Origin of the sequence: Zunongwangia sp. HRR-M8 (genome assembly GCF_027594405.1) — a bacterium.
Taxonomy (GTDB): Bacteria; Bacteroidota; Bacteroidia; order Flavobacteriales; family Flavobacteriaceae; genus Zunongwangia.
Genome location: NZ_CP115161.1, coordinates 124,826 through 146,808 on the forward strand (window position 1 = coordinate 124,826; position 21,983 = coordinate 146,808).

18 protein-coding genes and 2 tRNA genes are annotated in these 21,983 nt (G+C 36.2%); 9 read left to right on the plus strand and 11 right to left on the minus strand.

What is annotated here, in order from left to right; genetic code table 11:
* Positions 1-36 precede the first annotated feature (36 nt).
* Positions 37-456: a hypothetical protein gene (locus PBT89_RS00615; protein ID WP_270062941.1), complete on the plus strand. Its 420-nt coding sequence runs from the start codon at positions 37-39 to the stop codon at positions 454-456.
* Between the two features lie 183 nt (positions 457-639).
* On the opposite strand, the gene feoB is transcribed toward PBT89_RS00615, so the two are convergent.
* From feoB to PBT89_RS00630, 3 genes are all read right to left on the minus strand, one after another.
* On the minus strand, positions 640-2,745 hold the full coding sequence (gene feoB / locus PBT89_RS00620) for a ferrous iron transport protein B (RefSeq protein ID WP_270062942.1): 2,106 nt from the start codon (positions 2,743-2,745) through the stop codon (positions 640-642).
* The gene (locus PBT89_RS00625) at positions 2,742-2,972 is read right to left on the minus strand and encodes a FeoA family protein (protein WP_270059643.1); all 231 of its coding nucleotides are present in this window, start codon (positions 2,970-2,972) and stop codon (positions 2,742-2,744) included. The genes feoB and PBT89_RS00625 overlap by 4 nt, the downstream gene beginning before the upstream one ends.
* A gap of 81 nt (positions 2,973-3,053) precedes the next feature.
* Entirely contained in the window at positions 3,054-3,728 is a 675-nt protein-coding gene (locus tag PBT89_RS00630) for an SCO family protein (protein ID WP_270062943.1), read from the minus strand.
* A gap of 153 nt (positions 3,729-3,881) precedes the next feature.
* Between PBT89_RS00630 and rseP the strand changes: the two genes are divergently transcribed.
* Complete coding sequence (gene rseP / locus PBT89_RS00635; protein ID WP_270062944.1) at positions 3,882-5,201, plus strand: RIP metalloprotease RseP; 1,320 nt, start codon at positions 3,882-3,884, stop codon at positions 5,199-5,201.
* 110 nt (positions 5,202-5,311) lie between these two features.
* Here rseP and PBT89_RS00640 read toward each other — a convergent pair whose 3' ends face one another.
* From PBT89_RS00640 to PBT89_RS00660, 5 genes are all read right to left on the minus strand, one after another.
* Complete coding sequence (locus PBT89_RS00640; RefSeq protein WP_270062945.1) at positions 5,312-6,211, minus strand: carbohydrate kinase family protein; 900 nt, start codon at positions 6,209-6,211, stop codon at positions 5,312-5,314.
* Positions 6,211-6,975, minus strand: coding sequence for a type I methionyl aminopeptidase (map, locus tag PBT89_RS00645; protein ID WP_270062946.1), 765 nt, complete (start codon positions 6,973-6,975; stop codon positions 6,211-6,213). Before map ends, PBT89_RS00640 begins: the two co-directional genes overlap by 1 nt.
* A gap of 26 nt (positions 6,976-7,001) precedes the next feature.
* Positions 7,002-8,582, minus strand: coding sequence for a glycoside hydrolase family 32 protein (locus PBT89_RS00650; protein WP_270062947.1), 1,581 nt, complete (start codon positions 8,580-8,582; stop codon positions 7,002-7,004).
* A gap of 251 nt (positions 8,583-8,833) precedes the next feature.
* Positions 8,834-10,126, minus strand: a complete 1,293-nt coding sequence (locus tag PBT89_RS00655) for a PepSY-associated TM helix domain-containing protein (RefSeq protein ID WP_270062948.1) — start codon at positions 10,124-10,126, stop codon at positions 8,834-8,836.
* A gap of 2 nt (positions 10,127-10,128) precedes the next feature.
* Positions 10,129-12,597 (minus strand): TonB-dependent receptor, encoded by a 2,469-nt coding sequence (locus PBT89_RS00660; RefSeq protein WP_270062949.1) that lies wholly within the window; start codon positions 12,595-12,597, stop codon positions 10,129-10,131.
* A gap of 145 nt (positions 12,598-12,742) precedes the next feature.
* On the opposite strand from PBT89_RS00660, the gene PBT89_RS00665 reads away from it, so the two are divergent.
* The gene (locus tag PBT89_RS00665) at positions 12,743-12,823 is read left to right on the plus strand and encodes a hypothetical protein (protein ID WP_270064285.1); all 81 of its coding nucleotides are present in this window, start codon (positions 12,743-12,745) and stop codon (positions 12,821-12,823) included.
* Between the two features lie 103 nt (positions 12,824-12,926).
* Here the strand turns inward: PBT89_RS00665 and PBT89_RS00670 are convergent.
* Both PBT89_RS00670 and PBT89_RS00675 read right to left on the minus strand, forming a co-directional pair.
* Positions 12,927-13,000, minus strand: a tRNA-Asn gene (locus tag PBT89_RS00670).
* Between the two features lie 57 nt (positions 13,001-13,057).
* Positions 13,058-13,131, minus strand: a tRNA-Asn gene (locus tag PBT89_RS00675).
* Between the two features lie 519 nt (positions 13,132-13,650).
* Between PBT89_RS00675 and PBT89_RS00680 the strand changes: the two genes are divergently transcribed.
* Genes PBT89_RS00680 through PBT89_RS00690 form a run of 3 tightly spaced genes read left to right on the plus strand, consistent with a single transcriptional unit; the run spans position 13,651 to position 16,281 of the window.
* Positions 13,651-15,060 carry a nicotinate phosphoribosyltransferase gene (locus tag PBT89_RS00680; protein ID WP_270062950.1) on the plus strand — a complete coding sequence of 470 codons (1,410 nt, stop codon included), beginning with the start codon at positions 13,651-13,653 and terminating at the stop codon, positions 15,058-15,060.
* A 5-nt stretch (positions 15,061-15,065) separates the two neighbouring features.
* Entirely contained in the window at positions 15,066-15,668 is a 603-nt protein-coding gene (gene pncA / locus PBT89_RS00685) for a bifunctional nicotinamidase/pyrazinamidase (RefSeq protein WP_270062951.1), read from the plus strand.
* Positions 15,658-16,281, plus strand: a complete 624-nt coding sequence (locus PBT89_RS00690; protein ID WP_270062952.1) for a hypothetical protein — start codon at positions 15,658-15,660, stop codon at positions 16,279-16,281. Before pncA ends, PBT89_RS00690 begins: the two co-directional genes overlap by 11 nt.
* 3 nt (positions 16,282-16,284) lie before the next feature.
* Here the strand turns inward: PBT89_RS00690 and PBT89_RS00695 are convergent, their stop codons facing one another.
* Positions 16,285-17,043 (minus strand): THC0290_0291 family protein, encoded by a 759-nt coding sequence (locus PBT89_RS00695; protein ID WP_270062953.1) that lies wholly within the window; start codon positions 17,041-17,043, stop codon positions 16,285-16,287.
* Positions 17,044-17,245: 202 nt separating this feature from the next.
* On the opposite strand from PBT89_RS00695, the gene gdhA reads away from it, so the two are divergent.
* From gdhA to PBT89_RS00710, 3 genes are all read left to right on the plus strand, one after another.
* Positions 17,246-18,589 carry an NADP-specific glutamate dehydrogenase gene (gdhA, locus tag PBT89_RS00700; RefSeq protein WP_270062954.1) on the plus strand — a complete coding sequence of 448 codons (1,344 nt, stop codon included), beginning with the start codon at positions 17,246-17,248 and terminating at the stop codon, positions 18,587-18,589.
* An 86-nt stretch (positions 18,590-18,675) separates the two neighbouring features.
* On the plus strand, positions 18,676-19,395 hold the full coding sequence (recO, locus tag PBT89_RS00705) for a DNA repair protein RecO (RefSeq protein ID WP_270062955.1): 720 nt from the start codon (positions 18,676-18,678) through the stop codon (positions 19,393-19,395).
* Positions 19,395-21,791 (plus strand): TonB-dependent receptor plug domain-containing protein, encoded by a 2,397-nt coding sequence (locus PBT89_RS00710; protein ID WP_270062956.1) that lies wholly within the window; start codon positions 19,395-19,397, stop codon positions 21,789-21,791. Before recO ends, PBT89_RS00710 begins: the two co-directional genes overlap by 1 nt.
* The last annotated feature ends 192 nt before the right edge of the window (positions 21,792-21,983 follow it).

Genomic DNA, 21,983 nt, shown 5'->3' on the forward strand with positions numbered 1-21,983 from the left:
TTTAATATTAATCGTCTTTAAGTAAAGAAGCTGGTTATGAAGAAAATTTTGCCAATAATTTTAATGGTACTTTCAATTTTTAGTGCATCTGCTCAAATAGATTCTACTGCCGTGCTTGTAACTCAGGTTGGTTTGAAGATAGGACAGGAGTTTGATAATGGTGACTATAAAGTGATTCTAAAAAAAGTAATTTCAGATTCGCGATGCCCTAAAAATGTAACTTGTGTTTGGGCAGGAACTGCTGAGGTTTTAATTCAACTTAAAAAAGGAGAAATAAGCTGTGGAGAATATCTTCTCGAAATTGGTAATTCTGTAGACCTCAATCTTAATAATTTACCGCAATTGGCCAATATCAATCTGAAATTTAAAGGTTTATCTCCTTATCCAGAAACACCTATAAAAATTAAAGAAGAAGATTACAAGTTGTTATTACAAATATCAGAAACGATAAATTAATGACAACCGCAATCGCTCACACCGCAAGATTTGTCGTTTTTTGGTGTTTTTTTTAGAAAAGCAGGTTTCCACACAAACTTAGTTATCAAGTATCCAACAGCGGTTAGAAAAGTTAGAAAGACTAAAATATGTTGTATCATTTCCATAGATTTTAAGTCGAAATTTTACAAATTACTTACAATTTTATTTCAATACCTGAAATGCAATGAGCGCTACCACATAGGCAAAAACACTCATAATTATAAGTTGTAAGGTTGGCCATTTCCAGCTATTGGTTTCTTTCTGCACAATAGCCAGCGTACTCATACATTGCATCGCAAAAGCATAAAAAAGCAATAAACTTACGCCACTAGCCAACGTAAATAAGGGGCCGCCAAGTATTGGGTTCGTTTCTGCAGCCATTCTATTTTTAATGGTTTCTTCTTCGTCGCTACCAACGCTATAAATAGTTGCCAGTGTACCTACAAAAACTTCACGCGCTGCAAAAGAACTTATAATGGCAATACCAATTTTCCAATCGTAGCCTAAAGGAGCAACAACAGGCTCGATGCCACGCCCCATAATGCCTATGTAAGAATGTTTCAGTTTATAGCTGGCAATTTCTTGCTCTAATTCGGCATTTTCTGGCGTTGTTTGTTCCGTATAATTATCACGAACAATTTCTTCAGCTTTATTAAAATTATCACCGGGTCCATAGCTGGCGAGTACCCATAGAATAATAGAGATTGCCAAAATGATTTTACCTGCGCCTAATACAAAAGATTTTGTTTTTTCAACAACATTAATTCCGATGTTTTTTAGCATAGGAAGTTTGTAGTTTGGCATTTCTATCACGAAATAACTTTTGGTCTTTATTTTTAAAATTGAATTTAATATCCAGGCCGAAACAATGGCAGTTCCAAAACCTATCAAATAAAGAAACATAAGCATTAAGCCTTGTAAATTGAAACCTAAAAATGTATCATCGGGAATTACAAGCGCAATGATAATTAGATAAACAGGCAATCTGGCCGAGCAGGTGGTAAAGGGAACGACTAAGATAGTAATTAAGCGTTCTTTCCAGTTCTCTATATTTCGGGTAGCCATAACAGCCGGGATAGCACAAGCGGTACCTGAAACTAATGGCACCACACTTTTACCACTTAATCCAAAGCGTCGCATGATTCTATCCATTAAAAATACCACACGGCTCATATAACCGGTTTCTTCCAGTATCGATATAAAGAGAAATAAAAATGCGATCTGCGGAATAAAAATTACAATTCCGCCTAAACCTGGTATAATCCCTTCTGAAATGAGATTCGTAAAAACTCCTTCAGGAAGGTTTGTTTTTGCCATCTCACTAAGTGAAGCAAAAGTACTATCAATAAGATCCATAGGATAACTGGACCAGTCGTAAATCGCCTGAAATATCAATAAAAGAATACCAAAGAAAATAAAATAACCCCAAACTTTATGCGTCAGGACACGATCTAATCTTGATCTTAAATCTTTGGCAGCGTGTGCGTTTACGGTTAATGTTTCTTTTAAAACTCCGTTTATAAATTGATAACGATGTATGGTTTCTTTTTGCTGAAGCCGTTTAAGCTCAGAAACTGGCTTTGTGCTAAAGCTAGAATTTTTACTGAGCTCATTTCGGTTTATATTTCCGAAGTTAACATCCTGAGTAATTACCAGCCATAGCTTGTATAAAGATTGCTTCGGAAATGCTTTTCTCAAACTATCAAAATAATCTGGATCGATTACTGAAGCATTTACACAAGGCGTTGTAGAAATATTGCGGTAATTAATGATAAGCTCTTTTAGCTTATCGATTCCCATATTCTTTCTGGCACTTACTAAGGCAATACTTGTATTTAATCGTTCTTCTAATGCATCAACATCTAAAGAAATTCCTTTACGTTCCATACGATCGGCCATATTGATAACCAATATTGTAGGAATTCCCAGATCTTTTATTTGGGTAAAAAGAAGAAGATTTCTTTTAAGGTTTTCAACATCACTAACAACTACGGCAACATCTGGATAATCTTTGTCGTTTTTGTTTAGTAATAATTCAATCACCACATTTTCGTCTAGCGAAGATGCGTTTAGGCTATACGTTCCGGGAAGATCAAGAATGTGTGCTTTTAAACCACGAGGGAGTTTACAGATTCCTTCTTTCTTTTCTACAGTAATACCGGGATAGTTACCAACTTTTTGATTTAAACCGGTTAACTGATTAAATACAGAAGTTTTACCCGTATTAGGATTTCCAATTAGCGCTACATTAATCTGTTTGCCGGTCATTTGATAAGCTCTATTTCAATTTGTAAAGCAGTTTCTTTTCTGATGGCTAAGTGACTTCCGTTGATGTTAAGGTACATAGGATCTTTAAAAGGTGCGGTTTGTACCAGTTCGACCTCGTTACCGGGAAGACATCCCATTTCGAGTAATTTTAATGGTACATTATCTGCGGAGAATTCTTTGATAATCCCGCGTTCGCCTCGATTTAATTGAGCTACTGTAACCTTCAAATTTATTTAGATTGAATTTAAACAACGCAAAAATAATGGAATTTGAGCAGTAACAAAAGTTTAGGCGTTAAAATGTACTTTTCAGTCTTGGTATTCTTGTTTCAGGATTTTAAGATCTTCCATTAATTCTTCAATGGCTTCAGGATTAGTACCATCGTAAAAACCTCTTATTTGTCGGTTTTTGTCCACCAGCACAAAATTTTCGGTATGTACCATATCATATTTACCTCCGTCGCCTTCACTTTTAGCAGCGAGATAAGATTTTCTTGCCAGATCGTAGATTTGCTTTTTATTTCCGGTAACCAGATTCCATTTTTCATCAATCACGCCTTTTTCTTCAGCATAACGTTTTAATTGTGCTACAGTGTCGGTACGTGGCATTACTGTATGAGAAAGCAATAAAACCTCAGGATCATCTTTAATTCGATTTTGAATTTTCACCATATGATCGGTCATTATAGGGCAAATCGTTGCACAGGTGGTGAAAAAGAAATCGGCAATATAGATTTTGTCCTTATAATTCTTATTGGTAATGGTATCGCCGTTTTGATTGATTAATTTAAAATCGGCAATTTTGTGATACTTGCGAACGTATTGCATCGTCGTATCTACAAGTTCATTATTTACCATATCTGGTTGATAAATGGCTAATTTCTTTTCGGGTTTTAATAAAGAATAAATAGACCACATGATTACGACGCAGAGTATCCCGAAAGTGATAATGAAAATCTTATATCTGGAAAGAAATTTACGCATAGCAAATTTTTATGCAAAATTAAAGCCTGATGCCGAATTAGCCACAAGAAATTAGTGAAAATTTTGGCAGTATAAGTGCTAACTGATATTCAGACTTTTCTAGGTCTTATGAAAAGACTACTTTTGTGCGATTTAAAAATTGAATATTAGCGAATGGATCCATTTATTATTAAGGCAATACAACTTTTACTTAGCTTGTCGTTGCTTATAGTGCTGCATGAGTTTGGACATTTTATACCGGCAAAATTATTTAAAACAAGAGTTGAAAAATTCTTCTTGTTTTTTGATGTGAAATTTGCCCTTTTTAAGAAGAAAATAGGAGAGACCGTTTACGGGATTGGTTGGTTGCCTTTAGGAGGTTATGTAAAAATCTCTGGGATGATCGACGAGAGTATGGATAAAGAGCAAATGGCTAAACCACCACAGGATTGGGAGTTTAGAAGTAAGCCAGCCTGGCAACGTTTAATTATCATGCTTGGTGGTGTTACTGTAAACTTAGTATTAGGTTTCCTTTTGTTTATGATGATTCTCTTTGTTTGGGGGAAAAATTATATTGGTCCAGATGAAATGCCTGAAGGTTTTGCAGTGGTAGACGAATTTAAAGCCTATGGTTTTGAAGACGGTGATCGTGTTCTTGAAGTGAATGGTGAAGAATTTAAGAATAGTGTAGATATTAACCGAAATCTGTTTATGCGTGATGTAAAAACAGTAACAGTGCTACATCAAAACGGAACTGAAGAAACAATAAATATTCCAGAGCATATAGGGCAGCAAATGTTTCAGGAAGGTATCATGCAACCTTTTATCCCGATACAAAGGCCGATTTTAGACAGTGTAGCTCCAGAAACTGCAGCGCAGATTGCGGGGCTTAAAAAAGGGGACAGTATCATTTCTATCAACGATCAGGAAATGGGATACTGGCACGAAATGACTAAGGTAACCAAAGAGCATAAAAACAAAGAAATGGAAATTGTTTTTGAGCGTGATGGTGAGATTAAAAGCGTTATGGCTACGCCAGATGAAGATGGAATTTTAGGAGTTACACCAAGAAGAGATTTTGAAGTAAAAACTAAAGAATATAGTCTTGCAGAAAGTGTTTCGGCTGGTTTTAGCGAGTGTTACTGGACTTTACATGATTATGCATATCAATTTAAATATGTCTTCACTAAGAAAGGTGCTACGCAAGTTGGTGGTTTTGGTTCGATTGGCGGACTTTTCCCCGATGCATGGAATTGGAAAGCATTCTGGCATACTACAGCTTGGATTTCTATAATTTTAGCGTTTATGAACATTTTACCAATCCCCGCATTAGATGGTGGTCACGTAATGTTCTTACTTTATGAAATTATTACCGGAAGAAAACCAAACGAAAAATTTATGGAATATGCCCAAATGGTAGGTTTCTTTATTTTGATTGCTTTGGTTTTATACGCTAACGGAAATGATATCTATCGCGCGATATTCGATAAATAAGACTGAAAATTTATAAAAAACAAAGCCCGAAATTGTAGAATTTCGGGCTTTGTTTTTTGACAATATTATAAGCGCTATTTTATTTTTAAACTGAATAAGTTTTTAAAGATTTAGTCAACTTCTGGAAACATAAATGCTTCAATTTCTTCGGAAGAGAATTCAGGGTTTGCACCTTCTTTTGAAGCAACCATAGCGCCCATCGCACAAGCATAATTCAACGCTTTTTGTGGCGTTTCATCTTTTAATAATTTTGAAATTAGCGAAGCTAAAAAGCTATCTCCAGATCCTACGGTATCGGCAACTTTTACTTTGTAACCGCTATTATAGTACAATTTTTCTTCAGTAAAAAGCACGGCTCCGTGGCTGCCTTTGGTAACGCAAATAGATTTGGCATTAGTGATCTTGGCCATGTAGCTAAGATTTTGTTCTAGAGAATGGAAAGGAGAATCAAACATTTCAGCAATTTCATACAATTCATCATCATTAAATTTGATAAAATCTGCCTTCATTATTAAATGTTCAATAATGTCTTTGTTGTAATATGGTGGCCGTAAATTAATATCAAAAACCCGGAATTTCGCATGCATTAAAAGCTGAAGTAAAGTTTCTCTACTTTGTGCATCACGACACGCCAAACTTCCGAAGATAAAAGCATTTGACGCTTTTACAGTGTTCTTCATTTTTTCAGAAATCTCGATTTTATCCCAAGCTGCGGGATGTTCGATAGTATAAGAAGCAGATCCGCTTTTGTCTAGACTTACATTTACCACTCCAGTAGGATAATCGCTAGTTTTAGCGACTAAAGTATTATCGATATTTCTAGATTTTAAATACTTAAACAGGTTTTCTCCTTTTTTGTCCTGGCCAACGCTACTAACCATTGCCGTTTGTATGCCATTAGCACTAAGCCGTGATGCTACATTTAAAGGAGCACCTCCTATTTTCTCTGAATTTGGAAAAATATCGTACAATATTTCTCCAAAGCATACTGCGTTTAAATGCTGTGACATTAATTCCAAATTTCGTTAGCAGCGGTTAAAATTACCGGAAGCTTATCGGTAACTAAAATGGTGTGTTCGTGTTGTGTTACAAAGCCACCTTTATTGCCAACCAGCGTCCAACCATCATTTAACTCTACAGTCTCAGTCGATTTTGTCGAAATAAAAGTTTCTATAGCTACCGTAGTATTTTTTCTAAAACGCTCTTTGTTTGTTTTAATACGATAATTAAGAATGTTTTCAGGTTTTTCATGTAGGCTGCGTCCCACTCCGTGGCCGGCTAGATCTCTTATGACTTTAAATCCCGATTTTTTAGCTTCGGTTTCCATTAAATGTCCAATATCTGCGATTTTCACTCCGCCCCGAATTCTATTGATAGCTTTTTGTAAGATATCTTTAGAAGCATCTACAAGCGGCTGATGATGATTTAGATCTTCACCTACAATAAAAGAACCACCGTTATCTGCCCAAAATCCATTTAATTCAGCCGAAACATCGATATTAATTAAATCACCTTCTTTCAGAATTTTTTTAGCTGAAGGAATCCCGTGTGCTGCTTCATTATTTACACTAATGCACGTATATCCAGGAAAGCCATAAGTCACGTAAGGAGCAGATTTTGCGCCGTATTCTTCCAGAATTTTACCACCGTAGTCATCAATTTCTTTTGTAGAAATCCCTGCTTTAGTAAATTCTCTCATTAATTTTAGTGTGGTAGCAACTACTTCACTAATTTTCTTCATTCCTTCTAATTCGGCTTCAGAACTTATAGACATCTTTTTATTTTTACGTGTATGTAAATTTAGTCAAAATTAAATTCAGCCGCCTCAATATCGATTACCGGTACGCCTTCATTAATTTTTAAACTTGTATAGGGTTGCTTCGGAAAAAAGATTTCAGTCATTACTGTTTTTCCGTCATCATAGAAAATTTCAACACTCATATTATCCAAAATCATCATCACTTTTAGGGAATCTGAAGTTGATATTCGCTGTCCGGTAGACACGGTAGAGCCAAATTCTTTCCCAAAGTCGGTAATCCCAGATTCCGACCGATCGATATAAAATTCATTTTCTTCTTTTTTGAAACCAAATTTTAATTGGTCATCTCCCTCGCTCATTAAACTGAAATGAACATCTTTAGTTATTTTAGGAATTAAAAATGATACCTGCGCTTTGGTAAGATCCAGGTCGTTATGATCGACAATAGCATGATCCTCGTCGGTTAATTTCCATTTGGTAATGGTTTCTCCAACATACTTTTCTAATTCTTCAACAGGATTCGAAGTTATGATATAATCATCATTTTCTCTAATAAGGCGGAGTTCTCTGGCGATGGTCATCGCACTTCTCCAGGTCTCTGTAGGAACTTCTTGTGCATAAAGCCAGTTAGACATCCATCCTATAAATAAAGTTCTGCCGTCTTTTTTAGGAATATTAGACCAGGTAACGCCCGCATAATTATCTTTACCGAAATCTAGCCAATATGGATGGTTTATATTCTTTCCGTACAAGTCGGCTTCAGGCGTAAAATTTTTCCCATCCCAATCACCTACGAAATATTGTGTTCCCGATCCTCCATTATAACCACCGGGATTCGTACTTTGGATAAGTACCCATTTGGTTTCATTAGTTCCTTCAACCTGCATTTGGAAAAAATCTGGACATTCCCAAACGCCATCTTGAGCAGCATAATTTTCGCCAAATTCAGATACTTTTTTCCAATCCTTTAAATTTTTGGAAGTATAAAAATAAGCCCGATCTTTTGCAGAAAGTACCATAAGCCATTGCTTATGATCCTGATCCCAGGTTATTTTCGGATCTCTAAAATCTTGAAGGTTGGGATTTTTGATCACCGGATTCGCTTCGTATTTTGTCCATGTTTTACCTTCGTCTAAGCTATAAGCGATAGCCTGTGATTGGTAATCTATGCGTTTTTCTTCTTCCCCTTTAGGATCATGATAGGTAAACATCGCAACAATTGGAGTGTTTTTCCCATCACCGAAGCCTGAAGTATTATCGTGATCTACTACTGCACTTCCGCTAAATATATATCCTTTTTCATCTGGCTTTAGAGCAATTTCCTGCTCTTTCCAGGTAACCATGTCTTTACTGGTCGCGTGTCCCCAATGCATTGGGCCCCAAATGTTATCTTCTGGATAATACTGAAAAAAAAGATGATAGGTGCCATTAAGATAAAACATTCCGTTAGGATCGTTCATCCAATGTTCTTGTGGTGAAAAATGAAAAGAAGGTCTAAAGTCTTCATTCTCTTGTGAAGCCAAAGATTTCGGGTTCTCCGGTTTTTTTTCTCTGCCAGTTTCTTTGCAAGAAAATACTATTAAAAATAAAACAAGAAGCGCTGCAGGTCTCAAAATTTTCATAGAATCTCAAAATTAATAATCAACAATAAAAAGCAGCTAGAGGTTAAGATTATATAAAAATAGGGAAAATTTCAGCGATTTTCCTAATGTTATTCATCTGAGTTTGATTCCATAAAATACCGGAGAATGAGTGAAATCTTTATTGGCACCGCCAAAAGGTTTAATACTCCGTCCCGATAGCAATTGGGATGCGTCGGAATTGAAATTTTGTCTCTATCGAATGCCTCTTGGGCTGGAAATTCAAGATACTCTTATTTTATATTAACGGCCTTTTTTAAGCGGTGAACAAAAATATAGTATGTAAGGAGTAAAAGCAGTAACGAACCACAACTAATGATTAAAATTCCTTTAAACGAGGTATGATAACGGTAAACCAGTTGCACATACATGCTTATCATTATGAGGATATAGATGCCCCAATTTATAAATTTCCATTTACCCAGGATAGGTGCATGCTTCTTTTTTCTTTGTAATGCCTTTCGTTTTAGAGTAATCCAAATTCCTGTTAATATCAATGATGAGATGCCTAGGCCTATAAAAAACCAGATGATTTTTGTGGTTAGTCCGCCCCAATATCCAAAATGAAGCGGATCGGCAATATCATTTATCCACATGATATTACTGATGTTTTTAGCGTTTTGCAACTTTACTACTTTGTAGTTGTATGGATTTATATAAACCCTATTAGCGCGTTGACGAACCAGCGGAACATCTGAGTTGCCCCTAACATATACAGGCTCATTCTTTGTATTGGGAATATTTATACCCTCTGCATTAAAATAGGGAATAGTTTTTTGAGCTATCTGGACTATACGGTCATAATCAATTGTATAGGTTAGATTAATACTATCGTTATTTGCATTATTGTATTCCAGCTTAGGAGATGTGGGGTTTACTGCGGTGCGTACATCGGCGATATTGGTGCGCTCTACAAAATACCATATTCCGGTAGCTGAAAACAGAATAGAGAACGGAATAGACCATAATCCCACGAGCCGGTGAAGACTTCTGAAAAACACTAATGGGCCTTTTTTTGTTTCGAGTTTAAATAATTTTCTCCACCATTTTTTATAAAAGAATAGAGCCGTTAAAAAGGAAATCAGCAACAAAAAAGCAAAGCTCAATACCACTAAATAGCCAAATTGATAAAAAGGCATGAATAAAAAATAGTGAAGATCCCTGAAAAAGCGTTGAAAGGTAAGATTTGCATTTCCCTGTATTTTTCCGGTATATGGATTCGCAAAGACATAGGTTTGTTTGCCATTCTCTTTGGTATAGATGATGTCACATAAATAAGGTTCTTCTGCCCGCATCCAATAGGAAATCTGAGCATTGGGATATTGCTTTTTGAGATTACTGATAATGGTATTTCTTGAGGCGAATTCTTCTTGGGGTTTAGCTCTGATTTCAGAAATAAACAACCAGTCCATCTCATGGCTTAGGGTAGCCATAGTGCCTGAAAAGCATACTATAAAAAATAGTATGCTTAACTTGGTACCAATCCAACTATGAATTTTAAATAATTTTTTCTTTGATAATTTCAATGCTAGAAAGTATATGAAACGGTAGACATAATGTTTCGAGGCCTACCCGGAAAGGCTCGTAAGAAATCATAACCGCCTACCCAATGTGTTTTATCAAATACATTATTAATATTTAATTGTATCTGGAATTTATTCACTTTATAATAGATCGCGGCATTAAACAGTCCATAACTAGGAAAAACCGGTATCAACTCTGGATCTCTAACAATTGATCCATTTCGTTCGCCTACATAATCGTAACCAAGTCCAAATCCTAATCCATTAAAATTTCCATGATCGATGATGTATTTTGACCAAAAATTGAACGTATTTCTAGGAGCGTTGGGTTTTTGATTACCAAAAGTGGCGAGCGTAGATTCATCGGCTTCGGTAAAATAAGCGTGGTTATATGCATAGTTCATAATCACACTCCAGTTGGACATAATCTGGCCGTAAATATCAACTTCAACACCTTCCGATTTTTCTTCACCAATTTGCTTTAGTAAATCAGAGTTACTGGAATCATTAGCATTGTATAAAGCTCCTTTCTGGCTTAGGGAATAAACAGCAATAGTAGCGCTCAAACGTTTGTTGAACCACTCTGTTTTTATCCCAGCTTCAAACAATTCACTGGTCAAAGGATCAAAAGGCCCTCCGGCTTCAGGATTATTTATAGTGGTGGCCGTTTGCGGTTGGTAACCCTTTACCCAAGTACCGTAAAAGTTAACATTTGGTTTAAGCTTATATACCATTCCGATTCGTGGTATAAATTTGTCCTGGCTAATTTTTTCTTCTTCAGCAGTGTCATAATTTAGATAATCTGTAAAATCATCATAGCGTAGCCCCACCAAAAGATTAAATTTCTTGTATTGAAATTGGTTTTGTAAGTAAATACCATTTCCGGTTTGTTTGTACCGGTCATAATTTCTAATACCATACACATAATTGCTCATGTCTCGCATAGCGTTTCCGTTAGTAGAAGTTAGATCAAAAGGCGCTACATTGGCTACAGGGTTACCATTCTCGTCGAGCACATAATTATCTTTATTGGAAGGGTTGAAGGAATTTGTTGCCTTGCCGTTTTTTAAAAGATAAGCGTTGGCCTCTAGTTGAGATCCTCCCGGCTCCAGTTCCTGTTGAAAATAATCATAGCCCACCAAAAAGGTGTTTTCTATAGCTCCAAGGTTAAAATCAATATTGAGGTAATTGGTAAAGTTTTGATTGTTCCATGATCGCTTACGATTAAATACTCGCATGGCTACTTTCGTAATATCGTAAGAGCCGTCACCAAGTGCTAAAAAGTTGTTGGCAGTTCTGTGCTCTAACAAATCTTCATCGTAGCCAGAATTCATATACGAACTATTAAAACTGATGTTTTCATTGAATTTATGCTGAAATGATAAAGTTACATTTAGGTTTTGTTCGTTCAGGTAATCATTTTCTGCACTTAAAGAAGTTGTTATTGGTGTAGAAAAGAGGTCACCATCGCCAAAAACGGCTTGGCCACGATCCAGTCTTCCTTTATTGTCTTGATAGACTACATCTAAATTTAAACGTGTTTTTTCGTTAGGGATAAAAGAGAACGAAGGTGCCACAACAATATTTTTGTTGAATTGTAAATCCCTGAAACCATCGGTGTTTTGATAGCCTAAATTTAGCCGGTATAAAAACTTTTTGTCCTTGCTCATTGGTCCAGTAAAGTCGCCTAACAACCTAAACGTATTGAAACTACCCATGCTGGCACTTATAGACTGTTTAGTGGTTTGTAGCGGTTTTTTTGTAACAGTGTTTATTGTTCCGCCTGGAGAAGCATTTCCAAACAGGGCAGAAGCAGGCCCTTTAATAACTTCTACTCGCTCGACATGGGGAATAATCTGCTGACTCCAAAAACTGGTCATCATTCGCGAACCATTTAAAAGCATACTACTGTTTCGTTGTCCCTGAACTCTAAAGCCTCTAATCGTTAAATCGTTATAAAATGAAAATTGATTTACACCACTAACATTATTAACCACGTCATTCACGGTAAAGGCTGCCTGATCTAAAATAACCTCTTTGGTTACGTAGCTTACCGCCTGTGGTACGTCGATAAGCGGAGTAGCTGATTTAGTACCAACAAAAGAGGTGGTGTTTTTGTAGTTGCGTTCCTTCCGGCCAATAATCTCTACCCCTTGTAGTTGGGTGGCCGATTCATTTAGTGTGAAGTCTAGTTCTGCTTTTGTTCCTTCCTTTACAGTGATTGATTGATTTATAGATTCATATCCAAGATAGGAAGCTTTTATAGTGTATCTGCCGGGGGCAAGATTCTTAAGTTCATAGTATCCGTTCTTATTAGTCATAGCGCCAGTATTGGAGTTTAGTACAATCACATTGGCGTTATAAATTGGAGTTTCCGAATCGGAAAAAACTTTTCCGTGGATGGAACCATTCTGACTATAGGCCGTGCTAAATAGTGCTAGTAAAAAGAAGGAGAGAACGTAAAATTTTTTCATTGTGAATTTTATTTAAAACAATTCTAAATAATCGGTTGCGAATTTAGAACGAACAAGCTTTTATCGCAAATTTTAATTAGATTAATTTTAAATAAAATTTAGGTATGCGCCTACTAACGCTTCAGCAGAATCCTTTAATGCCAGAATAAAGGCTTTTAGATCACAATTTAGAGGAGTGAGGAATACCGAATACTTCTTATATCGATTGATTAAATTATATTCTTAAAATCATAAAAACCCAGATTTTGGCATTGGTCCATAGATAATGTAAACAAAATGCATACTTTCAGCAAACAAAAAAGCCACACTAAAAATAGCGTGGCTTTATGCTCCCCCTCTTGGGCTCGAACCAAGGACCCTCTGATTAACAGTCAGATGCTCTAACCAACTGAGCTAAGGAGGAATATATCAATATGTCTTCAGCATTCTCGGCAGCTGAATTTGCCCTAAAAATTTTTTGCTCCCCCTCTTGGGCTCGAACCAAGGACCCTCTGATTAACAGTCAGATGCTCTAACCAACTGAGCTAAGGAGGAATTTGCAATCAATTTTGCGGATGCAAATATAACGGAATTTTTAATTATCGCTAAATAATATTCAAAAAAATAGAGTAGTATTTTAAATATTTTTAGTTCAATACAAAATAATTCTCCTATGACCTTGGTAATCTACATATTATAATTCAGTTTTGAAGTGAAATTTTTTTCAGAATTTTTTGCATTTAATAACATCTTCGGACTTTGAAGAATGGTTTAAAAAGATCCGGCAAGAGATTAAGTAGAAATAATAAAGCAATTGGCGCTAAATCCATAAAATAAATTGATCAGAATCGAAATTGGATCGTTGCGAGGTGTTTTAATACAATTTTGAGGAATGCGAATGTGCTAAAACATTTTCAAAGCCTTAAATTTGTTGGCGAGTCAGGTATATTCGAGAATTGATAGAATACGCTTGGCTTTAAAACTAATAAAATGCCTTAACAATCAATAGGTGTTTTATTTGAGAATTTTTAATTCGGGATGCACAATGTGGATTATCGAGTAAAAACCAAACATATGTTCGATTTTACGGCTACCTATACCGATCAATACCAGCTTGCCATGTCGCAAGTATATTTTAAAAATGGAAAGCGAAATTCTAGAGCGGTCTTCGATTATTATTTCAGAAAGATTCCCTACGGAAGTGGTTTTGCGATTTTTGCAGGTTTAGAAGATTTACTTGAAATAATTAGTAATCTTCGTTTCAATAAAAAAGATATTGAGTTTTTAAAGCAGTACGATTTTGAAGACGATTTTCTGGAATATCTGGAGAATTTCAAATTTTCGGGAAATATTTATTCAGTACAGGAAGGGGATATTGTTTTTCCAACAAGACCGGTTTTGCAGGTAGAAGCCAATTTGATCGAAGCACAGATCATAGAAACCATTCTACTCAACTTACTAAATTTTCAAACGCTTATCGCTACTAAAGCGGGCAGAATGCGATTGGTTTCTGGAGAGCGAACTTTGTTAGATTTTGGTTTACGACGTGCGCAGGGGCCGGGCGGATATTACGCTTCCAGAGCGGCAATGATCGGTGGCTTTAATGGTACCAGTAATGTTATCGCCGGTCGTGATATGGATATTCCTGTTTCGGGAACAATGGCTCATTCATTTATCCAAAGTTACGATAACGAGATCGATGCTTTTAGAGAGTTTGCTAAAAGTAGGCCTAAAGGCTGTGTACTTTTAGTAGATACCTACGATACCTTAAAAAGCGGAGTGCCTAATGCGATTATCGTGGCTAAAGAAATGGAATCGAAAGGACAAAAGCTACTTGCGATACGACTTGATAGTGGAGATTTGGCTTATTTTGGTAAAATGGCAAGAAAGCAGCTGGACGATGCAGGTTTGGAATATGTGAAAATTGCAGCTTCTAATCAATTAGATGAATATGTGATTAAAAGTTTACAAGAGCAGGACGCGCCAATTGATATTTATGGAGTAGGCACTAATCTTGTAATCGGAAAGCCAGATGCAGCATTGGATGGAGTATATAAATTAACGTTTTCAGATAAACAGCCTAGAATTAAGATATCAGAAAGTTTAATTAAGACCACACTTCCTCATCGTAAGCAGGTCTATCGAATGAAAGATAATAACGGTGAGTGCGCCGGTATCGATATCATTGCGATGGAAGATGAAGCGGAAACTGAAATATCAAAAGTTTTTCATCCTTCAGAACCTTATAAATTTTTAGATGTTTCAGCATATAAAAAAGAAGCTTTATTGAAGCCAGTAATGAAGGATGGTAAAATGACCATCGAAAGAAGAACACTTACTGAAATTGCCGAATATAGCAAGTCGAGATTGGCCGAATTACCTTTAGAATATAAACGCTTCAATAATCCACATATTTATAAAGTCAGCATTTCAGAAAAACTGAAAGAAGAAAGAGATCGATTGATTAGCGAACACAAAATGTAAGCCTCATGAAAGCTTTAGTTCTTATAGATGTACAAAACGATTTTATGCCGGGTGGTGCTTTAGCGGTTCCTGGCGGAGATGAAATTGTGCCGATTATCAATAAACTTCAGGAGAAATTTGATTTGGTAATTGCCACTCAGGATTGGCATCCTGCCGGGCATGCCAGTTTTGCAAGTGCCCATAGTAAAAAAACGTTCGAAGTAATCGATTTAAACGGAATCGATCAGGTAATGTGGCCAGATCATTGCATCCAGGGAAGCGAGGGTGTAGCATTCCATAAGGATTTGAAATTGGATAAAATTGAAGCCATTTTTAGAAAAGGAACAAATCCTGAAATTGATAGTTATAGCGGTTTTTACGATAATGCTCATTTAAAATCTACAGGTTTAAGTGGATATCTAAAAGAGAAAGAGGTTACCGAGCTTTATTTTGCTGGTTTAGCCGGCGATTTTTGTGTCGCTTTTAGTGTTAAAGATGCTTTAGCTGAAGGTTTTAAATCTTTTTTAATTGAAGATGCTACCAGAGCGATTGATGCTGAGGGTTTTAAAAAAGCAAAAGCTGAAATTGAAGCAAATGGAGGTAAGATTTTAAATTCAGATGAAGTATAAATTCTTTTTTGTAGTAATTGTATTGTTGCCTTTTTTGAGCTGTAAAAATGATGAAACTCAAAAAAAAGAAACAGCAACTATTCCTGAAGATCCATATGTGATACCGTCTGATAGTATTCCCGAGCGTACAAGAGCTTCAGCTTTAAATCTTGAGGAATATCAATTATTTATAGATACCACCAAGACTTCAAAATTTTACGAGAATCTAGCTTCAGAAGTTTCTTCAGAAAGTAAAGATCAATCTAAAGCAATTTATCGGTTTATCGAGCTAAAGAAATATAATGATCGCTTCGTGATTTATAAGCCGTGCAGTGGTAATGTTCCTCGTTATTATATTTCAAAAGAAAAGATCTTCACAAAAGGGAATCTTGAAAATATAGAATATCCTTTAAAAGATTTTATGCTTTCTGCCGGAAACCGTGTGTTGTTTAAAGATGAACAAGGTGTATCTCTAAGCCTGAAAGAAATCAACGAGCAGGTAGTGCAATTTAAATATCCAAAACTTAATCATTCCGTTTATCTCACTTCAGTAGAAAATCTAAGAAACTTTGAAATGATGATTAATAATTGTCTGGGGGAAAAAGTAAGAGAATTCGACAAATTTCAGGAATAAACTCTAGAAATTAAGATAATAAATATAACCGAAGTTTAACCATACCGACCAATCATTAGATTTGTTTTGTGGCCCCTGTACATCAAGCCCTTCTACATAATCGCTACCGTAATATTGCCATTTAATTTCAGCAACCAAATCACTATTTCTTCCTAACCGATAACGAGTTCCACCACCAAAAATAAAATTGTAGGTAATATCATTATCCAAATTCAAACCATCTGTAAAAGAGGGGAAAAGTACTCCCGGACGATCGAGCGGACCAAGGTCGCTATAGGCATCGGGCATATAATATGCTAAATGAGCTCCTGCTGTTATATAGGGTGAGAAGCGATAAGAAAAGATAAGAAACTCTCTAATTTGGGTAAAATGCCATTCTAGTTGTGTCCCAAATTCTATTAGTTGCGTTTCACCATGCATGGCACGTAGCATCTCTCCTCTGGGGTTGTTTTGGTAAGAAATAGGGCCGTAATGGTCTAGATAGGTATGGAAATAATCAATTTCTGTACGGACTCTAAAAAAGTCTTTAAAATAATTAGTTTGAGTATTATTACCGGTAAATACAAAATTCATATAATGCTGAAAACCGATGCCAAAACCGGTATTCAAATAAAGGTTTCTAAGCTCACCACGCTGGCCATAATCTGTAGTAATAGCAAGTGGCCCTGCTGTCACTCCAATTTCATGTAGCACCTGCCCATATCCTAAATCAGATAAAAGGCATAAAAAAACGATCAAAAAACTAATACGAATCCGCTTCAATACAGGGGTTTATAGGATTTATCGGCAAATATATGAAAAGAAGGTTAGCTTCAATTTAAATTGATTTTTTCTTTTTTTTTATGAATTCGCCGGAAAGTTAATATTATATGAAAAACTAAATTTTTGGCGCTATTTTTTATATATCTCATATATTTGCACCTCTAAACAACATATTCTTTAAAACAAATTTAAGCGACACCATATGGAAAAAAATATACAAGATTTCTTGGATAAAGTGTCTCAAAGAAATCAAAACGAACCAGAATTTTTACAAGCGGTTCATGAAGTTGCTGAAACCATTATACCTTTTATAGAACAAAATAGTAAATATCAAAATACCAAACTATTGGAGCGCATGGTAGAGCCAGAGCGCGTTATCATGTTTAGAGTGACATGGTTGGACGATAAAGGTGATATACAAATTAACCGCGGATATCGTATTCAAATGAATTCTGCAATCGGGCCATACAAAGGCGGATTACGTTTTCATCCATCAGTAAATCTAAGTATCCTTAAGTTTTTAGCTTTCGAGCAAACCTTTAAGAATAGTCTTACAACATTGCCAATGGGTGGTGGTAAAGGAGGATCAGATTTTGATCCAAAAGGAAAGTCTGATAATGAAGTGATGCGTTTTTGCCAAAGCTTTATGACAGAGCTTAGCAAGCATATAGGATATAATACCGATGTTCCTGCCGGTGATATAGGAGTAGGTGCTAGAGAAGTGGGCTATATGTTTGGGCAATACAAAAGAATTCAAAACGAATTTACCGGAATATTAACGGGTAAAGGTCTTTCTTATGGAGGTTCTTTAATTCGTCCCGAAGCTACCGGATATGGGAATGTATATTTTACCCAGAATATGCTTAAAACAAAAGGTGAAAAGCTAGAAGGGAAAACAGTAGTAATTTCTGGATCTGGTAATGTAGCGCAATATGCTGCAGAAAAAGCAATTCAGCTTGGAGCAAAAGTGGTTACGATGTCTGATTCTCAGGGATACGTTCACGATGAAGATGGGATTGATGCAGAAAAACTTCAATACATCATGGAGCTTAAAAACGAAAAACGTGGTAGAATTAAAGAGTATACTGAAAAATATACCAATGCCAAATTCTACGCAGATACCACTCCATGGGAAGTAAAATGTGATGTAGCATTGCCATGTGCAACTCAAAACGAGTTAAAAGAAGAAGATGCTAAGAAATTAGTAGATAATGGATGTATGTGTGTTGGCGAAGGAGCTAACATGCCATGTACTCCAGAAGCTGTGGAAGTTTTTCGAGATGCGAAAATTTTATTCTCTCCTGGAAAAGCTTCAAATGCCGGTGGTGTAGCTACTTCAGGATTAGAAATGACGCAAAACTCAATGCGTTATAACTGGACAGCTGAAGAAGTAGATAAGAAACTTCACGAGATCATGAATGATATTCATGAGAAATGTGTAGAATATGGTACCGATAAAGATGGTCATGTAGATTACGTAAAAGGAGCAAATATCGCTGGTTTTGTTAAAGTAGCCGATGCAATGTTAGCCCATGGCGTTGTATAAACTTCAATATCGATAAATAATTAAAAGCCGCTTTTAAAAGCGGCTTTTTTTATACCTTCCGTTGCCAAAATCCTATAATCAATTCGATGATCATAAATTCTAAAGCAATTGTAATAAGCGCGCTAAAATATGGGGAAGCAGATCTTATTGTAAACCTGTATTCTTTAGAAAGTGGGTTGCGCACCTATATGCTACGCGGAATTTTAAAATCGAAAAAAGGGAAATTTAAAGCCAGTCAATTTCAGTTGCTAACTCAGCTCGACATCGTCGCGAGCCACAAAAATAAAGGCACCTTAGAGTATCTAAAAGATGCTAAGGTTATAAACACGTATAATTCGTTACATACCAACATGATCAAAGCAAGTTTGGTGATGTTTATTGCTGAAATTTTAAAAAGTGCAATTAGAGAAGAAGAAGCTAATCCTGCATTATATCACTTTTTGGAAACCGCCTTTAGTTGGCTTGATTTGCATGATAAGATTGCTAATTTTCATATCATGTTTTTGCTGAAATTATCTGGATTTTTAGGTTTTCAGCCAGACGATTTAAATACAGAGCAGCCATTTTTTAATTTGCTGGAAGGAACTTTTGAACCTGTTAAAACCAATGAATATTGCATAGAAGGCGAAAATCTTGATATTTTGCGAGCATTTTTAAATGTGAGCTTTAATGATATGCATCAGGTAAAATTAACGGGCGAGCAGCGATCTGATTTTTTAAAAATGTTGCTGTTGTATTACGAGTTGCATATCGAAGGATTTAGAAAGCCAAAATCTCTAACCGTACTTAACGAAATCTTTAATTAATGCGTTTTTTAGTCTTTTTCTTCTTTATTTTCTTAGGCGGAAATCTATTTTCTCAACATATCATTGTTCTCGATAGCGCTACAGAGGAGCCGTTAAGCGATGTCATTATTTTTAATGCTGAAAAGACCAAAACCAGTTTTAGTAATTTTGAAGGTCGCGCCGATATATCAAAATTCGATACTTCTGAAGTCCTTTTTTTTCAGCATGTTTCGCATCAATTATTTGAAATTATAAAGTCTGAAATCAAAGATCAGATCGTTTATCTTAAGGAAGACCAGAATAAGCTCGATCAGGTAGTGCTTTCCGTAGCAAAATTTCAGCTTAAAAAGGATGAAATTCCGCAGAAAATAGTCAGCATAGACAAAGAAGACGTTTTATTAAATAGCCCACAAACTTCAGCAGATCTTTTAGAAAGCACCGGGCAGGTTTTTGTACAAAAAAGTCAGTTAGGCGGCGGGAGTCCAATGATTCGTGGTTTCGCGACCAATCGCGTCTTAATTTCTGTAGATGGAGTGCGAATGAATACCGCCATTTTTAGAAGCGGAAACCTACAAAATGTGATCAACATCGATCCTTTGGCGATCGAAAGGTCTGAAGTTATTTTGGGTCCGGGATCTGTAGTTTATGGAAGTGATGCAATTGGCGGCGTGATGAATTTTTATACGCTAAAACCTCGATTTTCTTTTGGAGCGGAAACTTCGGTAAGCGGTAATTTCTACGGAAGATATTCCTCAGCAAATAATGAGCAAACTTTGCATACAGATGTTAATGTTGGAAGACGAAATTGGGCATTTCAAACCTCGGTTTCCTATTCAGATTTTGGTGATCTAAAAATGGGAGAGCATGGCCCCGATTCTTATTTAAGGCCAGAATATGCGGTAAGAGAAAATGATAAAGATGTGATTTTGCAAAACGACGATCCATTAATTCAAAAACCAACCGGATATACGCAGCTTAGCTTGCTAGAAAAAGTGAAATATATGCCCAATGAAACCTGGAATTTCAACTTAGGGCTTATTTACAGTGAAACTTCAGACTATCCAAGATATGATCGTTTGTACCGAAGAAGAAATGGGCAGTTACGGGCAGCCGAGTGGTATTATGGGCCGCAGCGATGGTTTTTAGGCGATTTTAAAATCAATAAAAAAGGCAATGGCGATCTTTACGATAAAGCACAATTTACGTTGGCATATCAGTTTTTTGAAGAAAGTCGCCATGATCGTAATTTTGGTTCAGCAACGCTATTTAATACTGAAGAAAATGTAGGCGCTTATTCGGCTAACTTGGATTTCGAAAAAGCTTTTGAAGGGAGCAAATTGTTTTACGGACTAGAATATGTAAATAATCAGGTAAAATCTGAAGGTTTTCAGGAAAATATAAACTCTGGCGTAGAACAACAAACTGCTTCCAGATATCCGGATAATTCCAATTGGCAATCTTTGGCAGCGTATGCAACGTATCAATGGCAAATTCAGGCAGATCTAAATTTCCAGTCGGGTTTACGATATAATCATATTTTATTGGATGCGAAATTCGATGAAAATCTATATGATTTTCCGTTTAGCGATGCCGATATTAATACCGGGGCATTAACAGCCAGCGCCGGAATCAACTGGAAACAAAATCAATATTTGCAATGGCGTGTAAATGCGTCTACTGCCTTTAGAGCACCAAATATCGACGATGTAGGGAAAATTTTTGATTCTGAGCCAGGATCGGTGGTAGTACCTAATCCCGATCTAAAACCCGAGTATGCTTATAATGCTGAAATTGGAGTGAATTGGTCGCCGGCTGAAAATATCCGATTTGTTTTTGCAGGTTTTTATACCTGGTTAGAAGATGCGATGGTGCGCCGTGATTTTAATTTGAACGGGCAAACAGAGATCGACTATCAGGGTGAAGCAAGCAACATCCAGGCCATCCAGAATGCATCTAATGCCCATGTTTATGGAGTTGAAGGAAATGTTGAGGTCGATTTTTCAGTCGCTTTACGTTTTGCTTCAAAAATTGCGATCACTGAAGGCGAAGAAGAATTAGATGATGGCTCGGTATCACCATTGCGCCATGCTGCGCCACTTTTTGGAAATACTCATTTCATCTGGCATAAAAAGAAAGTAAAGCTCGATCTTTTTGCGGAATATAACGGAGAGATCAATTATAACGATCTTGCAACTTCAGAGCAGGGAAAAGCCTATTTGTATGCGATCGATGCGAACGGAAATCCTTATTCGCCATCCTGGTACACCTTAAATCTTACCGGGCAGTACGATTTAGATGAAAACTGGTTGCTCACTGCTTCAGTCGAAAATATTACCGATCAGCGTTACCGAACGTATAGTTCTGGAATTGCCGCTGCCGGGCGAAATTTGATAATTTCAGCTAGGTTTAGGTTTTAATTTAAGTTTTAGGCAATACCGTTAATTTTTTTAGATTTAAACTAACTTGTTAGTTTAAATGATTATATTTAGTAATTCAACTGTAAATACCCGTTTCAATAAACTATTTTTCTTTTTTTATTAGTTCACTAATTGTTCTAAAAAAACCTCTGAATTTTAATAAATTCAGGTCTTTGGAGTATGGATAGTAAA

What these genes read in the sequence shown, in the direction of transcription:
- PBT89_RS00615 (WP_270062941.1), top strand. Translation starts at nt 37, where the DNA reads ATGAAGAAAATTTTGCCAATAATTTTAATGGTACTTTCAATTTTTAGT.
- feoB (WP_270062942.1), bottom strand. Translation starts at nt 2,745, where the DNA reads ATGACCGGCAAACAGATTAATGTAGCGCTAATTGGAAATCCTAATACG.
- PBT89_RS00630 (WP_270062943.1), bottom strand. Translation starts at nt 3,728, where the DNA reads ATGCGTAAATTTCTTTCCAGATATAAGATTTTCATTATCACTTTCGGG.
- rseP (WP_270062944.1), top strand. Translation starts at nt 3,882, where the DNA reads ATGGATCCATTTATTATTAAGGCAATACAACTTTTACTTAGCTTGTCG.
- PBT89_RS00640 (WP_270062945.1), bottom strand. Translation starts at nt 6,211, where the DNA reads ATGTCACAGCATTTAAACGCAGTATGCTTTGGAGAAATATTGTACGAT.
- map (WP_270062946.1), bottom strand. Translation starts at nt 6,975, where the DNA reads ATGTCTATAAGTTCTGAAGCCGAATTAGAAGGAATGAAGAAAATTAGT.
- PBT89_RS00650 (WP_270062947.1), bottom strand. Translation starts at nt 8,582, where the DNA reads ATGAAAATTTTGAGACCTGCAGCGCTTCTTGTTTTATTTTTAATAGTA.
- PBT89_RS00660 (WP_270062949.1), bottom strand. Translation starts at nt 12,597, where the DNA reads ATGAAAAAATTTTACGTTCTCTCCTTCTTTTTACTAGCACTATTTAGC.
- PBT89_RS00680 (WP_270062950.1), top strand. Translation starts at nt 13,651, where the DNA reads ATGTTCGATTTTACGGCTACCTATACCGATCAATACCAGCTTGCCATG.
- pncA (WP_270062951.1), top strand. Translation starts at nt 15,066, where the DNA reads ATGAAAGCTTTAGTTCTTATAGATGTACAAAACGATTTTATGCCGGGT.
- PBT89_RS00690 (WP_270062952.1), top strand. Translation starts at nt 15,658, where the DNA reads ATGAAGTATAAATTCTTTTTTGTAGTAATTGTATTGTTGCCTTTTTTG.
- gdhA (WP_270062954.1), top strand. Translation starts at nt 17,246, where the DNA reads ATGGAAAAAAATATACAAGATTTCTTGGATAAAGTGTCTCAAAGAAAT.
- recO (WP_270062955.1), top strand. Translation starts at nt 18,676, where the DNA reads ATGATCATAAATTCTAAAGCAATTGTAATAAGCGCGCTAAAATATGGG.
- PBT89_RS00710 (WP_270062956.1), top strand. Translation starts at nt 19,395, where the DNA reads ATGCGTTTTTTAGTCTTTTTCTTCTTTATTTTCTTAGGCGGAAATCTA.